We start from the raw sequence: 17,470 nt of genomic DNA, 5'->3' as shown, positions 1-17,470 counted from the left end.
CCCCTCGCGCGCCCGGGCGGCTCAGACCAGCGCGGCGCAAAAGCGCTGGATGCGGGTGCAGGCCTCGCGCAGGACCTCGTCCGAGGTGGCGTAGCTCACGCGGAAATTGGGCGACAGGCCGAAGGCCGCGCCGAAGACCACCGCGACGCCCTCTTCCTCCAGAAGCGCGGTGGCGAAGGCCTCGTCATCGGTGATGCGGGTGCCCTGCGGGCTGGTCTTGCCGATGCAGCCGGAAATGTCGGGATAGACGTAGAAGGCGCCCTCGGGCTTCGGGCAGGTCAGGCCCGGGGCCGCGTTCAGCATCCCGACCACCAGATCGCGGCGGCGCTGGAAGGCGGCGCGGAAGCCCGGCAGGAAATCCTGCGGCCCGCTGAGTGCCTCTAGCGCGGCCCATTGGCTGATCGCGCAGGGGTTCGAGGTCGATTGCGACTGCACATTCGCCATGGCCTTGATCAGCGCCAGCGGCCCCGCCGCATAGCCGATGCGCCAGCCCGTCATCGCATAGGCCTTCGAGACGCCGTTGCAGGTCAGCGTGCGGTCGTAGAGCGCGGGCTCTACCTGCGCGGGGGTGACGAATTCGAAATCGTCGAAGACCAGATGTTCATACATGTCGTCCGTCATCACCCAGACCTGGGGATGGCGCAGCAGCACATCGGTCAGCGCCTTCAGTTCGGCCCGCGAATAGGCCGCGCCCGAGGGGTTCGAGGGCGAGTTGAAGATGAACCATTTCGTGCGCGGCGTGATCGCGGCTTCCAGCGCCTCGGGGGTGATCTTGAAATCGGTCGCGAGGCTTGCGGTGACGGTGACCGGCGTGCCGCCCGCCAGCAGCACCATGTCGGGGTAGGAGACCCAGTAGGGCGCGGGGATCACCACCTCGTCGCCCGGGTTCAGCGTGGCCATGAAGGCATTGTAGAGGATCTGCTTGCCGCCGGTCGCGACCGAGACCTGCTGCGGCACATAGGTCAGGCCGTTTTCCTTCAGGAACTTGGCGCAGATCGCGGCTTTCAGCTCGGGGATGCCGTCGACGGCGGTATAGCGGGTCTTGCCCGCGTCGATGGCGCGCTTTCCCGCCTCGCGGATATGTTCGGGGGTGTCGAAATCCGGCTCTCCCGCGCCCAGTCCGATCACGTCGCGGCCCTGGGCGGCCAGTTCGCGCGCCTTGTTGGTCACCGCGATGGTGGCCGAGGGCTTCACGCGGGCGAGGGTGTCGGAGAGGAAGGCCATGACGGGGCTCCGCTGGGGCGCCGGGGGCGCGGGACTATGGGGCGCCAGAGGCGCGGGACTGTGGGGCGCCAGAGGCGCGGGACTGGCGCCCGGGGGCGCGGGATTTGTGTTTTTCGCGCATCGGTCTTAGGCTTCGCCCCGCATTCATACAAGCGGTATCGGCGCGAAGGAGAGGCGAGATGGCGGAAAGCGGCAGGCCCGGACCAGGGCGCTCGGCGGATCCGGGCCGGGCCGGGCGCGGGCCGCGCGGCGGTGTGGAACATGGTTGTGCGGAACATGATGGCGAGGCAGACGGCGGGGCTTCCGGCGGCCCGGATGGCGGCGCGGCGCAGCCCGGCGGCTGGTTCTCGGACGAGGTGGCCACCTTCGGCGACCGGCTCGCAGGCGCGCGCGAGGCCGCCGGGCTGACCCAGGAAGAGCTTGCGCGGCGCCTTGGCGTCAGGCTTTCCACGCTCCAGGCCTGGGAGGACGACATGGCCGAGCCGCGCGGCAACCGGCTGTGGATGCTGGCCGGGCTGCTCGATATCTCGCCCGGCTGGCTGCTGACAGCCGAGGGCGAGGGGCCCGACGCGCCCGGCGACGCGCCCGGCGACGGGGGCGATGCCGATCTGCGCCCGGCGGCGATCGAGGCGCTGGCCGAGCTGTCGCGGCTGCATCTGCGCGCCGACGGGCTTGCGCAAGAGATCGCCAGGGTGGAAAAGCGGCTGCGGCTGGTGCTGCGGCGGGAGGGACGGGATGACGCTTGATCGGGCGATCGGCGAGAAGGCGGGCGATGCGGACGAGACCGGCGAGGCGCGGCTCAAGCGGATGCGGATGCGCAGTTGGCGGCGCGGCACCAAGGAGATGGACCTGGTCCTGGGCCCCTTCGCCGATGCGCGGCTGGCCGGGATGGACGAGGCGGCGCTGCGCCTCTACGACCGGCTTTTGACCGAGAACGACCAGGATCTGATGGCCTGGATCCTCGGCACCGCCCCCGCGCCGGACTGGATCCGCCCGGTGCTGGACGAGGTCGCCACCTTCGCAAAGACGCGGCTGCGGCGGCAGAACGGCTAGCGCCCGGGCCCGGACCATTTCCTTCGCGCGCGGAGCGGCGGAAGGGTTGGGCCGAGGCTGTGTCAAAGCCCGGTCGAGTGGCAGCCGGGGCGGGGCATCGTTCTGTTGCCACGGGAATGGCGTGAAAATATTCCGATCTTTTCCGTGCCGGGCGACCCCGGAGGGAAGCCGTTCTGAACGATTTTACCGCTTCCGAGTTTTGACACAGCCTCGGCCATTCCCTGCAGGTCACCACCCGCATGTGGCGGCCCTGTCGGCCTTGGGCCCGCGGTTATCCCTTTCATGCCCGGCTTTTACGGCCGGGGGATTGGCTTCCGCCCCCGCAGTCACCCGCTTTCCGCGCCTCCGCGGCGGGAGCCCGCTAGACCGTGCCAAGCCGGGATGCTGCCCCCTCCACGCCCCGGCGACTGCGGCGGAGCATGGCGAGCGGCAGGCATTGCAGGTCACCGTTCACCGCGACCGCCCCGGCCAGCCATCCGTCCCGGGGGGCGGAGTGCTATCCTTTCGATGCCCGGCCGCATTGACCGTCGGCCCTGCAGATTACCCGTTTCGCGCGCGGCAGCGGCGGTTGCCGGATCGACCGGCCCGGCCCTGGCCCGGGCGCCATCATTTCCGCGCCGCCGGCTGTGCGGGGTAGATGGGGCGGGGCAGATGGGGCTGGCACGGCGAAAATATCGCGACTTTTCGCACGAGTTTACGAAATGTTTGCGCTTTGTGCCGATTCTGCCCCTCATTGTGTTTCAGGCGGAGAAAGCCATGTCCCTCCATCAACCGCTTCTCGATGGCTCGCAAAAAGCGTTCCTCTCTTGCTATCTCGACAATCTGGCGCTGGTCGAACGCCTGCACAGATTGCTGCTCGACGTCATCAAGGATGAGTTCGAGCGGCTCCAGATCCTTGAGATCAACTCGGTCCAGGCGCTGCTTCTTTTCAACATCGGCGAGAATGAGGTGACGGCGGGCGAATTGAAAAGCCGCGGCTATTACCAGGGCTCCAACGTCAGCTACAATCTGAAGAAACTGGTCGATCTGGGCTATATGCACCACCAGAGGTCCGAGGTGGACCGCCGCTCGGTCCGGGTGCGGCTGACCGAGAAGGGGCGGCGGGTGCGCGCCCATCTGGCCGGGCTTTTCGCCCGCCATGCCGAGGGGTTCGAACGGCGCGGCCTTGTCGACGCCAGCGGGATGGACGAGATCAACACCTCGCTCAAGCGTCTTGAGCGGTTCTGGAGCGAGCAGATCCGCTACATCTATTGAGCCGGGCGCGGCATCTGTCGTTGTTGCATCTGCAGGCTGCTGAAAAAGTCGTGCAGCGGCGTCGGCTTGCGCGGAAAATCAGTTAATTGGTCCGGTAGGGGGCCAAGATATGCGGTTTCCGCAGTGATCATTGGCGATGCAGGGAAAATTTCCGCCTCGGGGCCGTGCCAAATTTTTCATCGGCCTGCCGGAGTGGTCGGCAGGACCTGTCGTCGTTGCCCACCCGCCCCTTGCCCGAGTGCCGGGGCGGAGCGCCTAGCCTGCGCGGATGGCCTAAGCGCCTGCCCCTCGCTTCTCCCGGATCGCCTGGGGTTCAGGCGTCGCGCCCGAGGACGATACCCTGACACGCCATGGCGGCCGGAGGCCGGGCTCCATCAGGGCAGGCTTCGGGTTTGGCGCAGCGGATTGGCGTTTCGGGGCGATGTATCGGGAAGGCTGCGGGTTGTCCCCGGCCTGCCGTGGCCATTGTATCATACGGGCGGGGCCAGTGCGCCCCGGATCGAGCGAGACAGTGCCGCCGCCCGGCGGCTTCGAGAGCAGTCGGACTTGCGCGCCGACAGCCGACCGCGTTTGCGTCCGGGAACCGCCCCGTGGCCGACCTGCTCCAGCCCGGCTGGTTTCGCGTCCAGAGTGTGCCGAGCGGCCTCTCCGCTTGGCGGGCTGCTGAAAAGTCATGCGGCGGCTCGGGCTTCCGGGGGGAGCCGGGAAATCGGTTCGGTCTCGCTCCGAAAGATGCGGCTTCCGGGGGTGACTTCCGTCTCACGACGACCCCAAAATACTTTTAACCAACCTGCGCGTTGGCCCCGCGCCCGGAAACCGCCGGGGGCCGTCCCGGTTCAGTTGGTCTTGCGGCTGGACGGGAAGGGCAGGGGGGTGACGGGGATCCCGTCCTCGACCAGCTTGCGGGCCTCGTCCAGCCGGGCCTCGCCGTGGATCGCGCGCTCGGGGGCCTCTCCGGCATGGATCCGCCGCGCCTCGGCAACGAAATTGCCGCCGACATGTTCGGAATTGGCCTCGACCTGGCGGCGAAGCTCGGCCAGGGCGCGCTCCAGATCGGTGCCGGGGTGGCGCAGGTCGGGCTTCGACCCTTGCACCGCCTTGTGCTTTTCCGCCCGGGCGCCGCCCTCCGCATCGCCAGGCTCCGCCCCCGGTTCTGCGGGCCCGGCCGCAATTCCCGCACCGCGCGAGACCCGCAGCGCGGGCGCCATCAGCGCCTTTTCGACCTTGTCCGAGCCGCAGACCGGGCAGGCGAGATGCCCGGCCGCCTGAAGACCGGCAAAGGCCTTGGCACTGGCGAACCAGCTTTCGAACCCATGGCCGAGCGCGCATGTCAAGGCGTAGCGGATCATCCCTGCGTCCTGTTTCCTTCCGGCGGGCTTCCTGCCCCGCCGCGCTTTCTGCCGACCCTCGCCCGCGGCCGCTTCGGGCGGGCCGGGCTTCCTGCTTCATGGCGGCGCCCCTTCGCCTTGCGGCACCGCCGCCCTCCGGCGCGGGACACAAGCCGACGGCAGGACCGGGAGGCGCCCCCGACCCTACCCGCGATCCCAGCCATGATCTCAGCCGCGAGCGCCGCGCGAGGCACCAAAGCTAATCACTCCGCGCGCGGGGTCAATCCCCGGTCTTTTCAGGCTCCGGTCTTTTCAGGATTTCGGTCTTTTCAGGCCTCGGCTCTTTCTGGGCCATCGGTCTTTCACAGGGCTCAGGTGGTTCAGGGTCCGGTCGTTCAGGGCCGGGCTCCGGCGCGGGACATGGTTTGGCGGTCCTGTCCCCGGGAGAGGATGAGACGGGATGCTTCCCCGGTTTCGATGGTCTTCCGACCGCGATGGGCCTTGGGCTTCTAACAGGCTGCTGAAAAAGTATTTTGGGGCGGTCTTGAAGCGAAAATCTTTCCGACACGATAGAAAATTGAACCGAAAACGGCCTGTTTTGGCGCGCTATCGGTCGAATTTCCTGTTTTTTGACGTAAGCTGCGGTTGCACATGACTTTTTCAGCAGCCTGCTAACGCCCTCCGGTCTCGACGGCCCTTCGGCGCCGACGGCTGCCAGTGCCTGCCGGTCCGTTGTCCGACGGTTCGGGACTGACGGTTCTGGATCGAGAGGGGCTTCCGGTCTTTCCCTCGACGGTTCTGGCCTGATGAGGTCGGCGACCAATGCGTCCGCCTGTGGGCCGGGGCAGATGAAGCTCTCCGACGCGGGCCTTTGCGCTTTGAGGCACTTGCCGGGAATGGTTGCGGGGCAGGGCGCTAGCCCGGGCGTCCGAGAAGCGAGCCCGGGCACCCGTGGGGTTGTCGGCTCTCGTGCCGCATGTTGCGCCGCGTGTCGCGGGGCGAGATGTGTCTCCGGGCGCATATGCCTGCGCGGCCGAATGCCCCCGGGTCGCGTGCCCGCCGGTCCCGTGCCCCCGCGTCCCGCGCCTTGGCGGCTCGCTGTCGCGGGATCCTTGTCATGCGACCTGTCCCGGGATCCGCGACCGGCGCGGGGGTCCCGAGCGTCGTGGTCTCAGGCCTCTGCCGCGATCCCCGAGGGCGTGACGGCCGGAGCCTCGGATGGCGCGGCCTCCGAAGGCTTGGGCGCCGATGGCGTGGCATCGGGGGCGGCCTCTGCCTTGCCCGCAGATCCTGCCTTGCCCGCAGCCGCCGCCTTGCCCTGGGCGGATTTGGCGGCGTCGGGGTCGCCTCCGGCCTGGTCTTCCAGCCCCCGGAACCCGGCCAGCAGCGCGCGCAGCTCGGGCTCGGCGACCTTGCGTGCGGCCTTGCCCGGGCTGAACCATTTCCGGCGGCGCTGGCGGCGTTCGGGGTAGTCGTCGGTCAGGCGGCGCACGCGCAGCGGATAGACCAGCACCTCGCAGGGCAGGCTCTGCGCGCGGCGCAGCACCTTGTCGTAGCTGTAGCGCCCGATCGCCTGGTCCGAGACCTCGCCCTCGACGCCCGCTTCCTCCCAGGCCTCGCGCGCCGCGGCGCCCGAGGGGCTGCGCCCCTTCATCGGCCAGCCCTTGGGCACGATCCACCGCCCGGTGTCGCGGCTTGTGATCAGCAAGATCTCGGGCGCGCCACCATGCATCCGCCAGCACAGGGCGGCGAACTGGGTCTGGGTTACATCCTGGCCCTCTGGCGGCGGGCTGGCTTTGGAAAGACTGGAACTGCTCATGATACCCTGACATTCAGCCCCCGCGCGCGGCGGGGCCCCCTCTTGGCGGGGGTGGACTGTTTATTGAAACCACATGACAAAAACGCCGTCCGGGACGCCGGTTCCGTAAAGAATGGCACCGACTTTGGTGGATTCACAGTCAAAACACCAGATATTGATGAATCAAGACTGAATCGCGCCGGAAATCCGCCGAAGCGATCGCAAAAAGGTCAGATCGGGGGCGGGGGTGGTTGGAAGAATGGGGGGCGCCAGGGAAAGGGGGGCGCAGATGATCCGCAGCTTCATCGGGCTGGAGCCACCGCCGGGCCTGCGGCAGGCGCTGGCGGTGCAGCAATTCCTGCTGCCGCTGCCGCGCGCCGTCGATCCCGAGGGCTTCCACCTGACGCTCGCCTTCCTGGGCGCGCGCCCGGACCATGTGCTGGAGGCGGCGCATGAGGCCTTCGCGGGGCTGCGCGCGCCCGCTTTCGAGATCGGGATCCAGGGCTTCGGCAGTTTCGGCGGCGCCGCGCCGCGCGCGGTCCATGCCCTGGTCCCGCCCTCGGCGCCGCTGTCGGCGCTTCAGGCCAGGGTCGCGCAGGCGGCGCGGCGGGCGGGCTGCGACCTGCCCGCGCGCCGCTTCGTCCCGCATGTCACGCTGGGCCGCTTCGCCCCGCCGGGGCCCGAGGCGGCGATGCGGCTGGAGCGCGCCATGGCCGGGGCCATGGGGTTCCGCGCCGGGCCCTGGCCGGTGCGCGAGATGGTGCTGTGGCGGTCGCATCTGCGTGCCGATGGGGCCGGATACGAGGTGCTGGCCCGCTATCCCCTTGCCGGGGAGGAGGGGGGGATTTCTTGACAAGACCCGCCCCCTCGGGCAGCAGGGGGGCACGATCAGCGCGCCCTGCGCCAGGCAGGGCTCGAAGCCGCAAGAGGGGGCCGTCATGAGCCGTTCGATCACCATCGCGGGCCGTCAGATCGGCCCCGACCATCCGCCCCTTGTCATCGCCGAGATCGGCATCAACCACGGCGGCGACCTCGATGTCGCCAAGGAGATGGTGCGGCTGGCCGCGGGCGCGGGCTGCGAGATGATCAAGCACCAGACCCATATCCTTGAAGACGAGATGACCGAGGAGGCCAAGCGGATCTTCCCGCCCAATGCCGATGTCTCGATCTGGGACGTGATGGCCGCCTGCGCGCTGTCGCGGGAAGACGAGGCCGAGCTCAAGCGCCATACCGAAAGCCTGGGGATGATCTGGATCTCGACGCCGTTTTCGCGCGCGGCGGCGGATTTTCTCGAAACCCTCGACGTGCCGGCCTACAAGATCGGCTCGGGCGAGGCCGACAACCTGCCGCTGATCCGCCACATCGCCAGGAAGGGCAAGCCCGTGATCCTGTCCACCGGCATGCAGACCATCGAGACCATCCGCGCCAGCGTCGAGATCCTGGACGCCTCGGGCGTGGAATATGCGCTGCTGGAATGCACCAACCTCTATCCCAGCCCGCCCGAGATCGTGTCCCTGCGCGGCGTGACCGAATTGCGCGAGGCTTTCCCGGGCCGGGTGGTGGGCTTTTCGGACCATTCCGTCGGGCCCGAGATGGCGCTGGCGAGCGTCGCGCTCGGCGCCTCGATCCTGGAGCGGCACTATACCGACTCGCGCTATCGCAAGGGGCCCGACATCATCAATTCGATGGATCCGGCGGAGCTGCGCTTCCTGATCGACCGCGCGCGAGAGATCTGGGTGGCGGCGAACAACCCCAAGGCCCGCAGCCGCGCCGAGGAGCCGGTCTATCTTTTCGCCCGCGCCAGCGTCGTCGCCGACCGCGACCTGCCCGAGGGCCATGTCATCGCCGAAGCCGACATCTGGGCGCGCCGCCCCGGCTCGGGCGAGATCGCGGGCTATGATTTCGACAAGGTGGTCGGGCGCCGCCTGACCCGGGCGGTCACCCGCAACACCCAGTTGAAATGGAGCGATCTGGCGTGATCCTCGCGCCGGGTGCGGCCCCGGCGACCCCAGGCGCGCAAGGCGGCGTATCGCCTTTGCCTTGCGCGATGACCCGCCGGATCGCGGGGGACGGGGCGGCTTCGGGCGGGCCCGGGGCCGCGGTCAGAACGGCGGCATCCGGCCGCCATGGCTGATCCAGTAGTCGCGCAGCCAGCCCACCTGGCCATGTCCCATATGGGGAAAGCGGTCCCAGAAACCCGCGCGCTCCGGGATCAGCGCGATCGGGCGGGGCGTGCCGTGGAAGGCGAGGATCCGGGTGCCCTCGGGCGGGCGTTTCGGCGCCAGCAGCAGGTCGATCCCGATCGGCCGACGCAGGTGGCGCTTGAAGCTGATCACCCAGCCCTCGGGCCAGAAGGCCATGCTGCGGGCATGGGCGCCGGCGAAATCCTGTTCGTTCTGAAAGTCGCGCATGGCGCGGGCCTTGTCGGCCAGGAAGGCATTGAGGATCCGGCTCTCCTGCCCGAAATCGAAGGCGAAGACGCAGGTGCCCGGCTCGGGCGCGGCGCCCGGTCGGCCGCCGGGGCGCCAGCCCTCGCCCATGTCGGTGGTGATGAATTCGCCCGGCCGGTCGAACATCTCGTCAAGGCCGCCCAGCACCATCATGTCGAGGTCGATGAACAGGCAGCGCCCGCGCAGGCCATGCAGGTCCGGCAGATAGAGCGCGAGCTTGGGCCAGACCCCCGGAGCGCGCCATTCGGCCTGGGTCAGGCCGATGTCGGGGATCGGCAGCGCCTCGATCCCCGGCAGAAGGCCGGCGGCATCGTCGGTCAGGCAGACGAAGCGGAAGGGACGGGTCGTTGCGGCGCGGCAGGCGTTGAACAGCACATTGACGTAATCGGCTGGAAACACCGTGCCCCATTTCATGCAAAGGACGGTTCTGGGGACGGTGCTGGTCGTGGTCATGCCGGTGCCGTTTGCTGTCTGCCGATGCGCCGTGGCTAGACAATCCGGGTCGCGCTGTCCATATCGGCCTGATCATCAAAGGACGGACACTTGCCCATATGACCCGCCAGATCCTGTTCCTGACCGGCACCCGTGCCGATTTCGGCAAGCTTGAGCCGCTGGCGGCGGCGGCGCGCGATGCGGGGCTGGGGGTCGGCTTCTTCGTCACCGGCATGCATATGATGGCGCGCTACGGGCTGACCGCGAACGAGGTGCGGCGGATGCCGGGGGTCGAGGTGCATGAGTTCCTCAACCAGCGGGCGGGGGATCCGCAGGACATCGTGCTGGCCAAGACCGTGACCGGCTTTTCCGATTACGTCGCCGAGCGCCGCCCCGACCTGATCGTGATCCATGGCGACCGGATCGAGGCCATGGCGGGTGCCCTGGTCTCGGCTACGAACTACATCCGCTCGGCCCATATCGAGGGGGGCGAGGTCTCGGGCACCATCGACGAGGTGTTCCGCCATTGCAACACCAAGCTCTGCACCCATCACTTCGTCTCCTCCGAGGCGGCGAAGCGGCGGGTGATGGCGCTTGGAGAGCCCGAGGACGTGATCCATGTCATCGGCTCGCCCGAACTGGATTTCCACGCCCGGCCCTCGGGCGTGGGGCTGGACGAGGTGCGGGCGCGCTATGCCATCCCTTTCGAGGATTACGGCATCGTGACCTTCCATCCGGTCACCTCGGAACAGGCCAGCATGGCGGCGCAGGCCCGCGCGCTGTTCGAGGCGCTTGAGGCCTCGGGCCGCCGCTTCGTGGTGATCGCGCCCAACAACGACCCGGGCTCGGAGGGGATTTTCGAGGTGATCTCGCACCTGCCCGGGGCGCGGTTCCGGGTGCTGCCCTCGATGCGGTTCGCGCATTTCTCGGAACTGATGAAACATGCGGCCTGCATGGTCGGCAATTCCTCGGCCGGGGTGCGCGAGGCGCCGTTCCTGGGCGTGCCCTCGCTGGATGTGGGGACACGGCAGTCGAACCGCTCGGACGCGGGCTCGGTCACGGCGGTCACGGCCTTCGACCGGGCGGGGATCCTGGGCTTTCTGGAGCGGGAATGGGGCAGGGCGCATCCGCGCCATGCGGGCTTCGGCGAGGGGCGGGCGGCGGACCGCTTCGTGCGGCTTCTGGCGGATGAGGCCTTCTGGGCGCGGCCGCTGCAAAAGGCGTTCCGGGACGCGGGCTGAGGCCCCCCTCCCGAACGGGTCTAAACGGCCCTACCAGCCCGAGAAGCCGCCATCCACATTGACCAACTGCCCGGTCATGTAGCCCGCGGCGGGACTGGCCAGGAACAGCATCGCATCGGCGATCTCGTCGGGTTTCGCCATGCGGCCCAGCATGATCAACTCGCCCACGCGGCGCTGGAACTCCTCGGAATGGCCGTTGAAGACCGCGCCGGGGGCGATGGTGTTCACGGTGGCGCCGCGATCGGCCCAATAGCCCGCAAGCCACAGCGTCAGCCCGTGGATCCCCGCCTTCGACACGCCGTAGGCCGAGAAATTCTTGAACGGCATGCCGTCGTAGATGCGGTGATGCGCGCCGTTCAGCGCATACATCGAGGCCACGTTGATCAGCGTGCAGGGGCGGCGCCCGACGATGTCGCGGTCCATCTGCCGCGCCACCATGAAGGGGGCGGTCAGATTGGTGCGCATGGTCTTTTCCCAATCCGCCGTGGTCAGGTCGGCGAAATCGGGAAAGCCCTTGCCCGCGCCCATCAGCAACTCGCCGGTGATGGCGGCATTGTTGAGGACGACATTGGGTTCCCACCCGTCTTTTTCTATGCGCTGGAAGATGGTTGTGATCTGATCTTCATCCGATACATCAACTTCGTAGAAGCGGAAATCGGGGTTGCCCGCATGGGCCTCGCGCAGCGCCTCGGCCCGGGGGCCGGGCAGGTCGGATCCGATCACCCGCGCGCCCTCGGCCAGCATCCGGCGCACATAGGTTGATCCCAGCACGCCGCCCGATCCGGTGATGAAGACGGTGCGGCCCCGGAGTTGCCCGGAGCTGAGATGTTCGGATTTGCTTTGTTCAGGCATGTTCTTCCCCCTTCAGGGATTTTTGCAGCAGGAATTCCACGATCTCGAAATCGAGCGGGCTGTCGATGTCGACGCAACGCTCGGGCGGCATCAGATAGGGGATCACCCGACCCTCCCACAGGCCTTGCGCGCGCCGCAGATACTCCGGCGCGACGACGTAGGTCGAGGCGGCGTGTTCGTAGACCAGCGGTGCCTGCTGGCGCGCGACCACGCCCCCGGGCAGGGGTTTCGACACATGCAGCGCGCCGGTCGTATCGGGTTCGACCAGGTTGAAATAGGGGTTCTTGCGTGCCTCGCAGCAGGACATGACCATGTCGGGGCGCTGGTCGAAATACAGCGCCAGCGCCCGGGTGATGTCGCTCTCCCGCCGCAGGGGCGAGGTGCAGTCGAGGTCGAGGAACGCCCCGACCGGGCCGGTCAGCAGCGGCTCGGACACTTCAAGCGCATGCTGCCAGACCCCCCATTTCCCGGCGCTGTCGGTGGCGAGATGCGCGGGCCGCAGCCCGATCCTCAGCGCGCCGCGCGCCACCGCATGGTCGTAGATCTCGGCATCATCGGTCGAGACCACCACCGTATCCACCTGCGGATGGGCGAAAAGCTGGTCGAGCGACCAGTCGATCAGCACCTTGCCCGCGATGGGGCGGAAATTCTTGCGCCTGACGCCCTTCGAGCCGCCGCGCGCCCCGATATGGCCCAGAACCAGCCCCCTTGCCCGATCTGGCATCATTGGATCTCCTTGCCGATGTCGCCGATGAAACGCCGCGCCGCCCGGGCCTCGGCCACCAGCCGCGCCGAGGGCAGCGCCAGGTCCAGCCGCGGCATATGCTCGACGCCCAGGACGGGGCGCCCCTGAACCAGGGCCAGGAAATCGCCCATGATCGCCATGAACATGGCATTGCGCTCCAGCGGCAGGTCGAGCAGATGCGCCCCCGCGCCGTCGGCGATCTGATAGCGCCCGGCGGCGAAGTCGAAATCAAGGGCCGCCCGCCAGCCGCGCAGGATCGCCCGGCGGTGAAGGCGGGGCGTCAGGTAGTCCATCGCCACCTCTCCGGCCAGCGCCACTTCCCGGGCTCGCTCCGGGACGCCCGCGCGCCAAAGCCCGATCCGCGTCGCCGCATCCACGCCGGGAAAGCCGCGGATCCCGTGGCTTTCGACCGCGCCCAGGGACAGCCCCGGAAACAGGCAGGCCGCCATGTCGATCTCGTGGCACAGGTCCAGAAGCACGCCTCCCCCGACTTCGCGCGCGGCATAGCTGTCGGCGAACCGCCAGCCCGGGCGCCATTGCGTCACGTCATGGCCGATCGCGAAAGAGAACTGGAACACATCCGACAGGTCGCGCTGCGCGAGCGTCCGGAAGGCCGGGTGATAGCGCATCATATAGCCCAGCATCGACCGCGCCGCGACCGGAGCGGTGGCGCGGGCGATGGCCTCGACCTCGGGCGGCGAGGCGGCGAGCGGCTTTTCGATGTAAAGCGGCCTTCCCGCCCGCGCCGCCGCCTCGATCAGCGGCAGGCGGATCTCGGTCGCGGTGGCGATCACGGCGGCGTCGACCTCGCCGATCTCGGCCGCGAACCCCTCGGCGCCATAGCCGCGCCAGCCGCGCAGGCGGCTTTCGGCGCCAAGCGCGGTCAGATTGGCGTGATGGCGCTGCCCGATCGAGCCCGCCCCCACCACCAGCACCCTGACTGCCATCATCCCGCTCCTCTCCGGCCCTTGCCCGAGACCTAGCGCGAACGACCGCGCTTCGCCAGAGGGCGGGATCGGCAGAGCGGCGGGGCCGGGCCAAGCCCCGGTCCGGCCCGGCCAAATCCGAAACCGACCTCCGCACCCGCCGACCGATCGACCCGCCCTGCGCGGCAGGTCGCCAAGGTTGCGCATGGCGCCCGAGGCGCCCCCGGCCCGGTTCCGACCTCGCGGTCGGGCCGAGCGAACGCATCCCGCATCCCCAGCCCGCCCGAACACCGGATCGCCTTCCGGCGGCCTGCGACGGTGTTTCGCAGCGAATCCCCCCGGTCGCCGCCCGCTGAAGCAAGTGCCCAACCGCCCCGCTCATCCCCCCCCGGCGCGCGCCCGGGCGGCGCCACAGAAAGCTGCCGAAACACCCGCAACCGTTCCCTTCCGGCCGCCTTCTGCCTTTTGGTCTTTCATCTTGGCCCAAATATCCCCGGGGGAGTCGCGGGTCGGCTACGGCCCGCGACGGGGGCGGGAGCCCCCTCGGCCCTTCGCCCCTGATCGAGACCATTCCCGCCCGGGTCACCCCGCCATCGGCGCCCTCGTCAGCCGCCAGGGCGCGGCATGCTCGATCTCCGCGCAAAGCGCGATCAGATCCTCGTCGCCCCCGAAACGCGCCGCCAGATGCACGCCGATGGGAAGTCCCTCCCCCGACCAGCCCAACGGCAGCGAGGCGGCGGGCTGGCCCGAAGCGTTGAAGACCGCGGTGAAGGGTGAATAGTCGAAGACCCCACCCGGCCCGGTGCGAAAGCCGAGGTAATCCTCGGTCGCATGGCAAAACCGGCCGATCCGGGCCGGGGGCTCGGCCAAAGTCGCGCTCAAGAGGATCTCGGGCGGGTGGGGATCGCCTTCGGGGGCGAAGAACCCGGCCATCTCGCGGCCGAAGTCGTGGATCGCCTCGACCGCCTCCAGATAGCGTGTGGGATGCAGGGTTTCGGCATGGGCCAGGGCGCCGCGCGCCACGCCCTCGACCAGGTCGGGAAGCCGGTCGGGCGTCAGATCACGACCCTTCAGCGCCTGGCGGATCGAAAGTGCGGTGCCGATGCCGACGATATCGGTCCAGGCCCGCATCATCGCGGCGAAATCGGCGCGGGGGCGGGCGGGGAAGACGTGATGGCCCAGGCCTTCCAGCAGCCGCCCCGCGTCCCGCACCGCCCCGGCCACCTCGGGGTGGATCGGGGCGCCGTCGAAACGGGTGTCGCAAAGCGCGACGCGCAACCGGCGCGGCGGGCGCGAGATCGCCGCCGCATGCCCGCGCGCCAGCGGAGGCGCGACGTAGGGCGCGCCCAGGTCCGCGCCCTCGCAGGCGTCCAGCATGACCGCGCTGTCGCGCACCGAGCGGGTCAGGAAGCCGTCGATGGCCATGCCCGCCCAGCCCTCGCCCGAGAAGGGCCCGTCGGGCAGCCGCGCGCGGGTGGGCTTGAAGCCGAAAAGCCCGCAGTTCGACGCCGGGATCCGCACCGATCCGCCGCCGTCCGAGCCATGCGCGAAGGCCACGATCCCCGCCGCCACGGCCGCCGCCGCCCCGCCCGAGGACCCGCCCGGAGTATGCGACAGGTTCCACGGATTGCGCGTGGGCCCGCCGTAGACGGCGGCTTCGGTGGCGGTGCCGATGCCGAATTCGGGGCTGGTGCTGCGCCCGAAAGTGGTGACGCCGGTGGCGCGGATGCGGCGGAAGATGTTGCTGTCGCCCGCGTGCCGGGTGTCGGCCAGCAGGCGCGAGCCGCCATGGCTGGGAAAATCCGCCGCCTCGCAGCCCAGGTCCTTCAGCAGGAACGGCACGCCCCGGAACGGGCCATGCGGCAGTCCTTCGGCGATGGCGCGCCGCGCCGCCGCCTCCTGCACCAGCACGACCGCGTTGATCGCGGGATTGCGCGCCTCGACCGCGGCGAGGGCGGCGTCGAGCAACTCCCCGGCGCTGACATCGCCCTTCGCGACCAGTTGCGCAAGTTCGGTCGCGTCGCCTGCCCCCAGATCGCCGATCATCGCGTGATTCCCCCGTGCCGCGTCCGATGCCCTGGGCGCCATGGTGGCGCGCGGGCGGGGCAAAGGTCCAGCCCGCTCCGGCAGCGCCGGAATGCGGGGCAGGGCGTGCCCCCGGTCGGGCGCGGCTGCGAAGCGCGCGACACCCGCCGCGACGAAAGAGCAGGCCCCCGGCCGGGCGCAGGGCTTGGGCCTTCGCGCCGCATCGCCTTCAGCGCCTCGTCGCGCGGATCTCGGGCGCCATGATGCGTCTTCGCCCGGCCTGACCGGGGGACCGCCGCCCGCCGCCGCACGTAGATGGCGGTGGCCCCCGGGCTCTGGCAGGGATTGCCGACAGGACGCTTGCGGGAGAGCATCATGCGCGGGATATGGGCCGTCCTCCTGGGTCTTTTCGTCGCCTGGGCCGCTCCGCCGACCGCCGAGGCGCAAAGCCCGGAGCTTGGGGCGCGAGGTTTCACGATGCCGTGGCCTGGGGCGATACCGATATGCTGCGCGGGATGCTGCGCCTCGATCCGGGGCTTGCGACTTCGGTCGGGGCGTTCGGCTTCCAGCCGATGCAATTGCAGGACCTTTGTTTCGAGGTGGAGATCCTCGACCTGCTGCTGGCCAATGGCGCCGGGATCGACAGCACCAACGACGAGGGCATGACCATTCTCCATCTGGTCACCGATCCCGATGCGGTGCCGATCCTCGCCGCCCGGGGCGCCGATCTGGAGGCAAGGGACCAGCGCGGCCGGACCCCGCCGATCGCGGCGACGATGGGCCAGGAGAACGGCCCCAACGTCGTCATATCGCTGCTGGAGGCCGGGGCCGATCAGGCCGCCCGGTCGCAAGACCGCAAGACGGGGCTTGATATCGCGCGCATGCCGGGCGGAGACCCTGAATTCCTCCGGGTGCCGGAGGGGGTGCCGGAGGAGGTGCTGGAGGGCCGTTGACGTCGGCCGCCCGGGCGGCGCGGATCCCTGCGGTCCCGCGCGCCGGTTCCGCTCGGATCACGGCTTGACCCGGTCGCGGATCGTCGCAGGATGGTCCAGGACCGAGCTTGCCACAGTGGAGGGTCGCCTTGTTCGCAGGTTTTGAGGAAATCGACATCGCCTTGCCGGGCGCGACGATCCGGGCGCGGGTGGGCGGACGCGGCGATCCGCTTCTGTTGCTGCACGGCTATCCCCAGACCCATGCCATGTGGCATGTCATCGCCGAAGACCTCGCGCGGTCACACCGGGTGGTGGTGGCGGATCTGCGCGGCTACGGCGATTCCATCGCCCGGGACGACGATTTCACCTTCCGCGCCATGGCGCGGGATCAGGTTGCGCTGATGCGGCATCTGGGCCATCCGAACTTCCATGTGATCGCGCACGATCGCGGCGCCCGCACCACGCACCGGATGGTGCTGGACCACCCCGATGCGGTGCGCTCGGCCGCGCTGATCGACATCCTGCCCACGCTGGATGTCTGGCGCACCATGGATGACTGGCTGGCAAGGCGCTATTATCACTGGCTTTTCCTTGCCCAACCCGGCGAGATGCCGCAGCGGCTGATCAACGGCGATCCGGTGGGGTTCCTGCATTCGGCGCTGATCGGCCTTTCCGGCGCGAAAGAGCTTTTCGCGGCCGGGGCGCTTGCGGAATATGAGCGGGCGGCGCGCAACCCGGCGGTGGTCGCGGCCTGGTGCGGGGATTATACCGCCGCGGCCAGCACGGATCTGGAGCACGACCGCGCCGATCTGGGGCGGACCAGCGACATCCCCTGCCTGATCCTGTGGGGAAACAGGGGCGTGGTGGCGCATCATCTCGACCCGCTCGACGCCTGGCGGAAGTGGTTCCCCCGGGCCGAGGGCCATGGCGTCGATGCCGGGCACTTCCTGGTCGAGGAACGCCCCGCCGAGGTCCTGCTCTCTCTGCGCCGCCATCTCGGCTGCGCCTGATCGGACCTTGACCGGGCGGCTGGCGCTTGGCCGCCCCTTGGCCATGAGGGTCGCGCGTCGCAGCCTTCACCCGACAGGGGAGGCGCGGAAACCCCGAAAGCCGGGCACTTGCGCCTTGGCGGCGGGCAGGGGGCGGCGATGTGCCGATACGGCACAAGTCTGCAGACCCGAATCAATTTCCTAAAGTTTGATCGAGAAGT

16 protein-coding genes are annotated in these 17,470 nt (G+C 69.3%); 8 read left to right on the top strand and 8 right to left on the bottom strand.

Annotation, left to right across the window (positions count from 1 at the left end; translation table 11 throughout):
- Positions 1–21: 21 nt before the first annotated feature.
- On the bottom strand, positions 22–1,224 hold the full coding sequence (locus tag ABNX41_RS10405; RefSeq protein ID WP_438669662.1) for a pyridoxal phosphate-dependent aminotransferase: 1,203 nt from the start codon (positions 1,222–1,224) through the stop codon (positions 22–24).
- Between the two features lie 356 nt (positions 1,225–1,580).
- On the opposite strand from ABNX41_RS10405, the gene ABNX41_RS10400 reads away from it, so the two are divergent.
- From ABNX41_RS10400 to ABNX41_RS10390, 3 genes are all read left to right on the top strand, one after another.
- Entirely contained in the window at positions 1,581–1,970 is a 390-nt protein-coding gene (locus tag ABNX41_RS10400; protein ID WP_438669734.1) for a helix-turn-helix domain-containing protein, read from the top strand.
- A complete protein-coding gene (locus ABNX41_RS10395; protein ID WP_438669661.1) occupies positions 1,960–2,277 on the top strand; it encodes an FAD assembly factor SdhE in 318 nt (105 codons plus the stop codon). The genes ABNX41_RS10400 and ABNX41_RS10395 overlap by 11 nt, the downstream gene beginning before the upstream one ends.
- Positions 2,278–3,033: 756 nt before the next feature.
- On the top strand, positions 3,034–3,531 hold the full coding sequence (locus ABNX41_RS10390) for a MarR family winged helix-turn-helix transcriptional regulator (RefSeq protein ID WP_438669660.1): 498 nt from the start codon (positions 3,034–3,036) through the stop codon (positions 3,529–3,531).
- A gap of 836 nt (positions 3,532–4,367) precedes the next feature.
- On the opposite strand, the gene ABNX41_RS10385 is transcribed toward ABNX41_RS10390, so the two are convergent.
- The gene (locus tag ABNX41_RS10385) at positions 4,368–4,880 is read right to left on the bottom strand and encodes a DUF1178 family protein (RefSeq protein ID WP_438669659.1); all 513 of its coding nucleotides are present in this window, start codon (positions 4,878–4,880) and stop codon (positions 4,368–4,370) included.
- Positions 4,881–6,030: 1,150 nt separating this feature from the next.
- Entirely contained in the window at positions 6,031–6,678 is a 648-nt protein-coding gene (locus ABNX41_RS10380; protein WP_438669658.1) for an NUDIX hydrolase, read from the bottom strand.
- 268 nt (positions 6,679–6,946) lie between these two features.
- Here ABNX41_RS10380 and thpR point away from each other — a divergent pair, with 268 nt between their 5' ends.
- On the top strand, positions 6,947–7,510 hold the full coding sequence (gene thpR, locus ABNX41_RS10375; protein ID WP_438669657.1) for an RNA 2',3'-cyclic phosphodiesterase: 564 nt from the start codon (positions 6,947–6,949) through the stop codon (positions 7,508–7,510).
- Positions 7,511–7,595: 85 nt separating this feature from the next.
- The gene (locus tag ABNX41_RS10370; protein WP_438669656.1) at positions 7,596–8,636 is read left to right on the top strand and encodes an N-acetylneuraminate synthase family protein; all 1,041 of its coding nucleotides are present in this window, start codon (positions 7,596–7,598) and stop codon (positions 8,634–8,636) included.
- 123 nt (positions 8,637–8,759) lie between these two features.
- Here ABNX41_RS10370 and ABNX41_RS10365 read toward each other — a convergent pair whose 3' ends face one another.
- Positions 8,760–9,560: a glycosyltransferase family protein gene (locus ABNX41_RS10365; protein WP_438669655.1), complete on the bottom strand. Its 801-nt coding sequence runs from the start codon at positions 9,558–9,560 to the stop codon at positions 8,760–8,762.
- A 98-nt stretch (positions 9,561–9,658) separates the two neighbouring features.
- Here ABNX41_RS10365 and neuC point away from each other — a divergent pair, with 98 nt between their 5' ends.
- The gene (gene neuC, locus ABNX41_RS10360) at positions 9,659–10,780 is read left to right on the top strand and encodes a UDP-N-acetylglucosamine 2-epimerase (protein ID WP_438669654.1); all 1,122 of its coding nucleotides are present in this window, start codon (positions 9,659–9,661) and stop codon (positions 10,778–10,780) included.
- Between the two features lie 30 nt (positions 10,781–10,810).
- Here neuC and ABNX41_RS10355 read toward each other — a convergent pair whose 3' ends face one another.
- The 4 genes from ABNX41_RS10355 to ABNX41_RS10340 form a co-directional block, all read right to left on the bottom strand.
- Positions 10,811–11,632 (bottom strand): SDR family NAD(P)-dependent oxidoreductase, encoded by an 822-nt coding sequence (locus ABNX41_RS10355; protein ID WP_438669653.1) that lies wholly within the window; start codon positions 11,630–11,632, stop codon positions 10,811–10,813.
- Positions 11,625–12,359 (bottom strand): acylneuraminate cytidylyltransferase family protein, encoded by a 735-nt coding sequence (locus tag ABNX41_RS10350; RefSeq protein ID WP_438669652.1) that lies wholly within the window; start codon positions 12,357–12,359, stop codon positions 11,625–11,627. The genes ABNX41_RS10355 and ABNX41_RS10350 overlap by 8 nt, the downstream gene beginning before the upstream one ends.
- On the bottom strand, positions 12,356–13,327 hold the full coding sequence (locus ABNX41_RS10345; protein WP_438669651.1) for a Gfo/Idh/MocA family protein: 972 nt from the start codon (positions 13,325–13,327) through the stop codon (positions 12,356–12,358). The genes ABNX41_RS10350 and ABNX41_RS10345 overlap by 4 nt, the downstream gene beginning before the upstream one ends.
- Positions 13,328–13,885: 558 nt before the next feature.
- The gene (locus ABNX41_RS10340; RefSeq protein ID WP_438669650.1) at positions 13,886–15,349 is read right to left on the bottom strand and encodes an amidase; all 1,464 of its coding nucleotides are present in this window, start codon (positions 15,347–15,349) and stop codon (positions 13,886–13,888) included.
- Positions 15,350–15,810: 461 nt separating this feature from the next.
- Between ABNX41_RS10340 and ABNX41_RS10335 the strand changes: the two genes are divergently transcribed.
- The gene (locus tag ABNX41_RS10335) at positions 15,811–16,281 is read left to right on the top strand and encodes an ankyrin repeat domain-containing protein (RefSeq protein WP_438669649.1); all 471 of its coding nucleotides are present in this window, start codon (positions 15,811–15,813) and stop codon (positions 16,279–16,281) included.
- 128 nt (positions 16,282–16,409) lie between these two features.
- On the top strand, positions 16,410–17,270 hold the full coding sequence (locus tag ABNX41_RS10330) for an alpha/beta hydrolase (RefSeq protein WP_438669648.1): 861 nt from the start codon (positions 16,410–16,412) through the stop codon (positions 17,268–17,270).
- Positions 17,271–17,470 lie beyond the last annotated feature (200 nt).

Source organism: Pseudogemmobacter sonorensis, from assembly GCF_042762395.1.
GTDB classification, from domain to species: Bacteria; Pseudomonadota; Alphaproteobacteria; order Rhodobacterales; family Rhodobacteraceae; genus Pseudogemmobacter; species Pseudogemmobacter sonorensis.
Note: the sequence above shows the minus strand (reverse complement) of the source record. Positions and strands in the feature narration are given on the sequence as shown.

Bases quoted from the DNA above. Each gene is read 5' to 3' on its own strand.
- ABNX41_RS10350 (WP_438669652.1), bottom strand. From the start codon at position 12,359: ATGATGCCAGATCGGGCAAGGGGGCTGGTTCTGGGCCATATCGGGGCG.
- ABNX41_RS10380 (WP_438669658.1), bottom strand. From the start codon at position 6,678: ATGAGCAGTTCCAGTCTTTCCAAAGCCAGCCCGCCGCCAGAGGGCCAG.
- thpR (WP_438669657.1), top strand. From the start codon at position 6,947: ATGATCCGCAGCTTCATCGGGCTGGAGCCACCGCCGGGCCTGCGGCAG.
- neuC (WP_438669654.1), top strand. From the start codon at position 9,659: ATGACCCGCCAGATCCTGTTCCTGACCGGCACCCGTGCCGATTTCGGC.
- ABNX41_RS10355 (WP_438669653.1), bottom strand. From the start codon at position 11,632: ATGCCTGAACAAAGCAAATCCGAACATCTCAGCTCCGGGCAACTCCGG.
- ABNX41_RS10365 (WP_438669655.1), bottom strand. From the start codon at position 9,560: ATGACCACGACCAGCACCGTCCCCAGAACCGTCCTTTGCATGAAATGG.
- ABNX41_RS10395 (WP_438669661.1), top strand. From the start codon at position 1,960: ATGACGCTTGATCGGGCGATCGGCGAGAAGGCGGGCGATGCGGACGAG.
- ABNX41_RS10340 (WP_438669650.1), bottom strand. From the start codon at position 15,349: ATGATCGGCGATCTGGGGGCAGGCGACGCGACCGAACTTGCGCAACTG.
- ABNX41_RS10390 (WP_438669660.1), top strand. From the start codon at position 3,034: ATGTCCCTCCATCAACCGCTTCTCGATGGCTCGCAAAAAGCGTTCCTC.
- ABNX41_RS10345 (WP_438669651.1), bottom strand. From the start codon at position 13,327: ATGATGGCAGTCAGGGTGCTGGTGGTGGGGGCGGGCTCGATCGGGCAG.
- ABNX41_RS10370 (WP_438669656.1), top strand. From the start codon at position 7,596: ATGAGCCGTTCGATCACCATCGCGGGCCGTCAGATCGGCCCCGACCAT.
- ABNX41_RS10405 (WP_438669662.1), bottom strand. From the start codon at position 1,224: ATGGCCTTCCTCTCCGACACCCTCGCCCGCGTGAAGCCCTCGGCCACC.
- ABNX41_RS10385 (WP_438669659.1), bottom strand. From the start codon at position 4,880: ATGATCCGCTACGCCTTGACATGCGCGCTCGGCCATGGGTTCGAAAGC.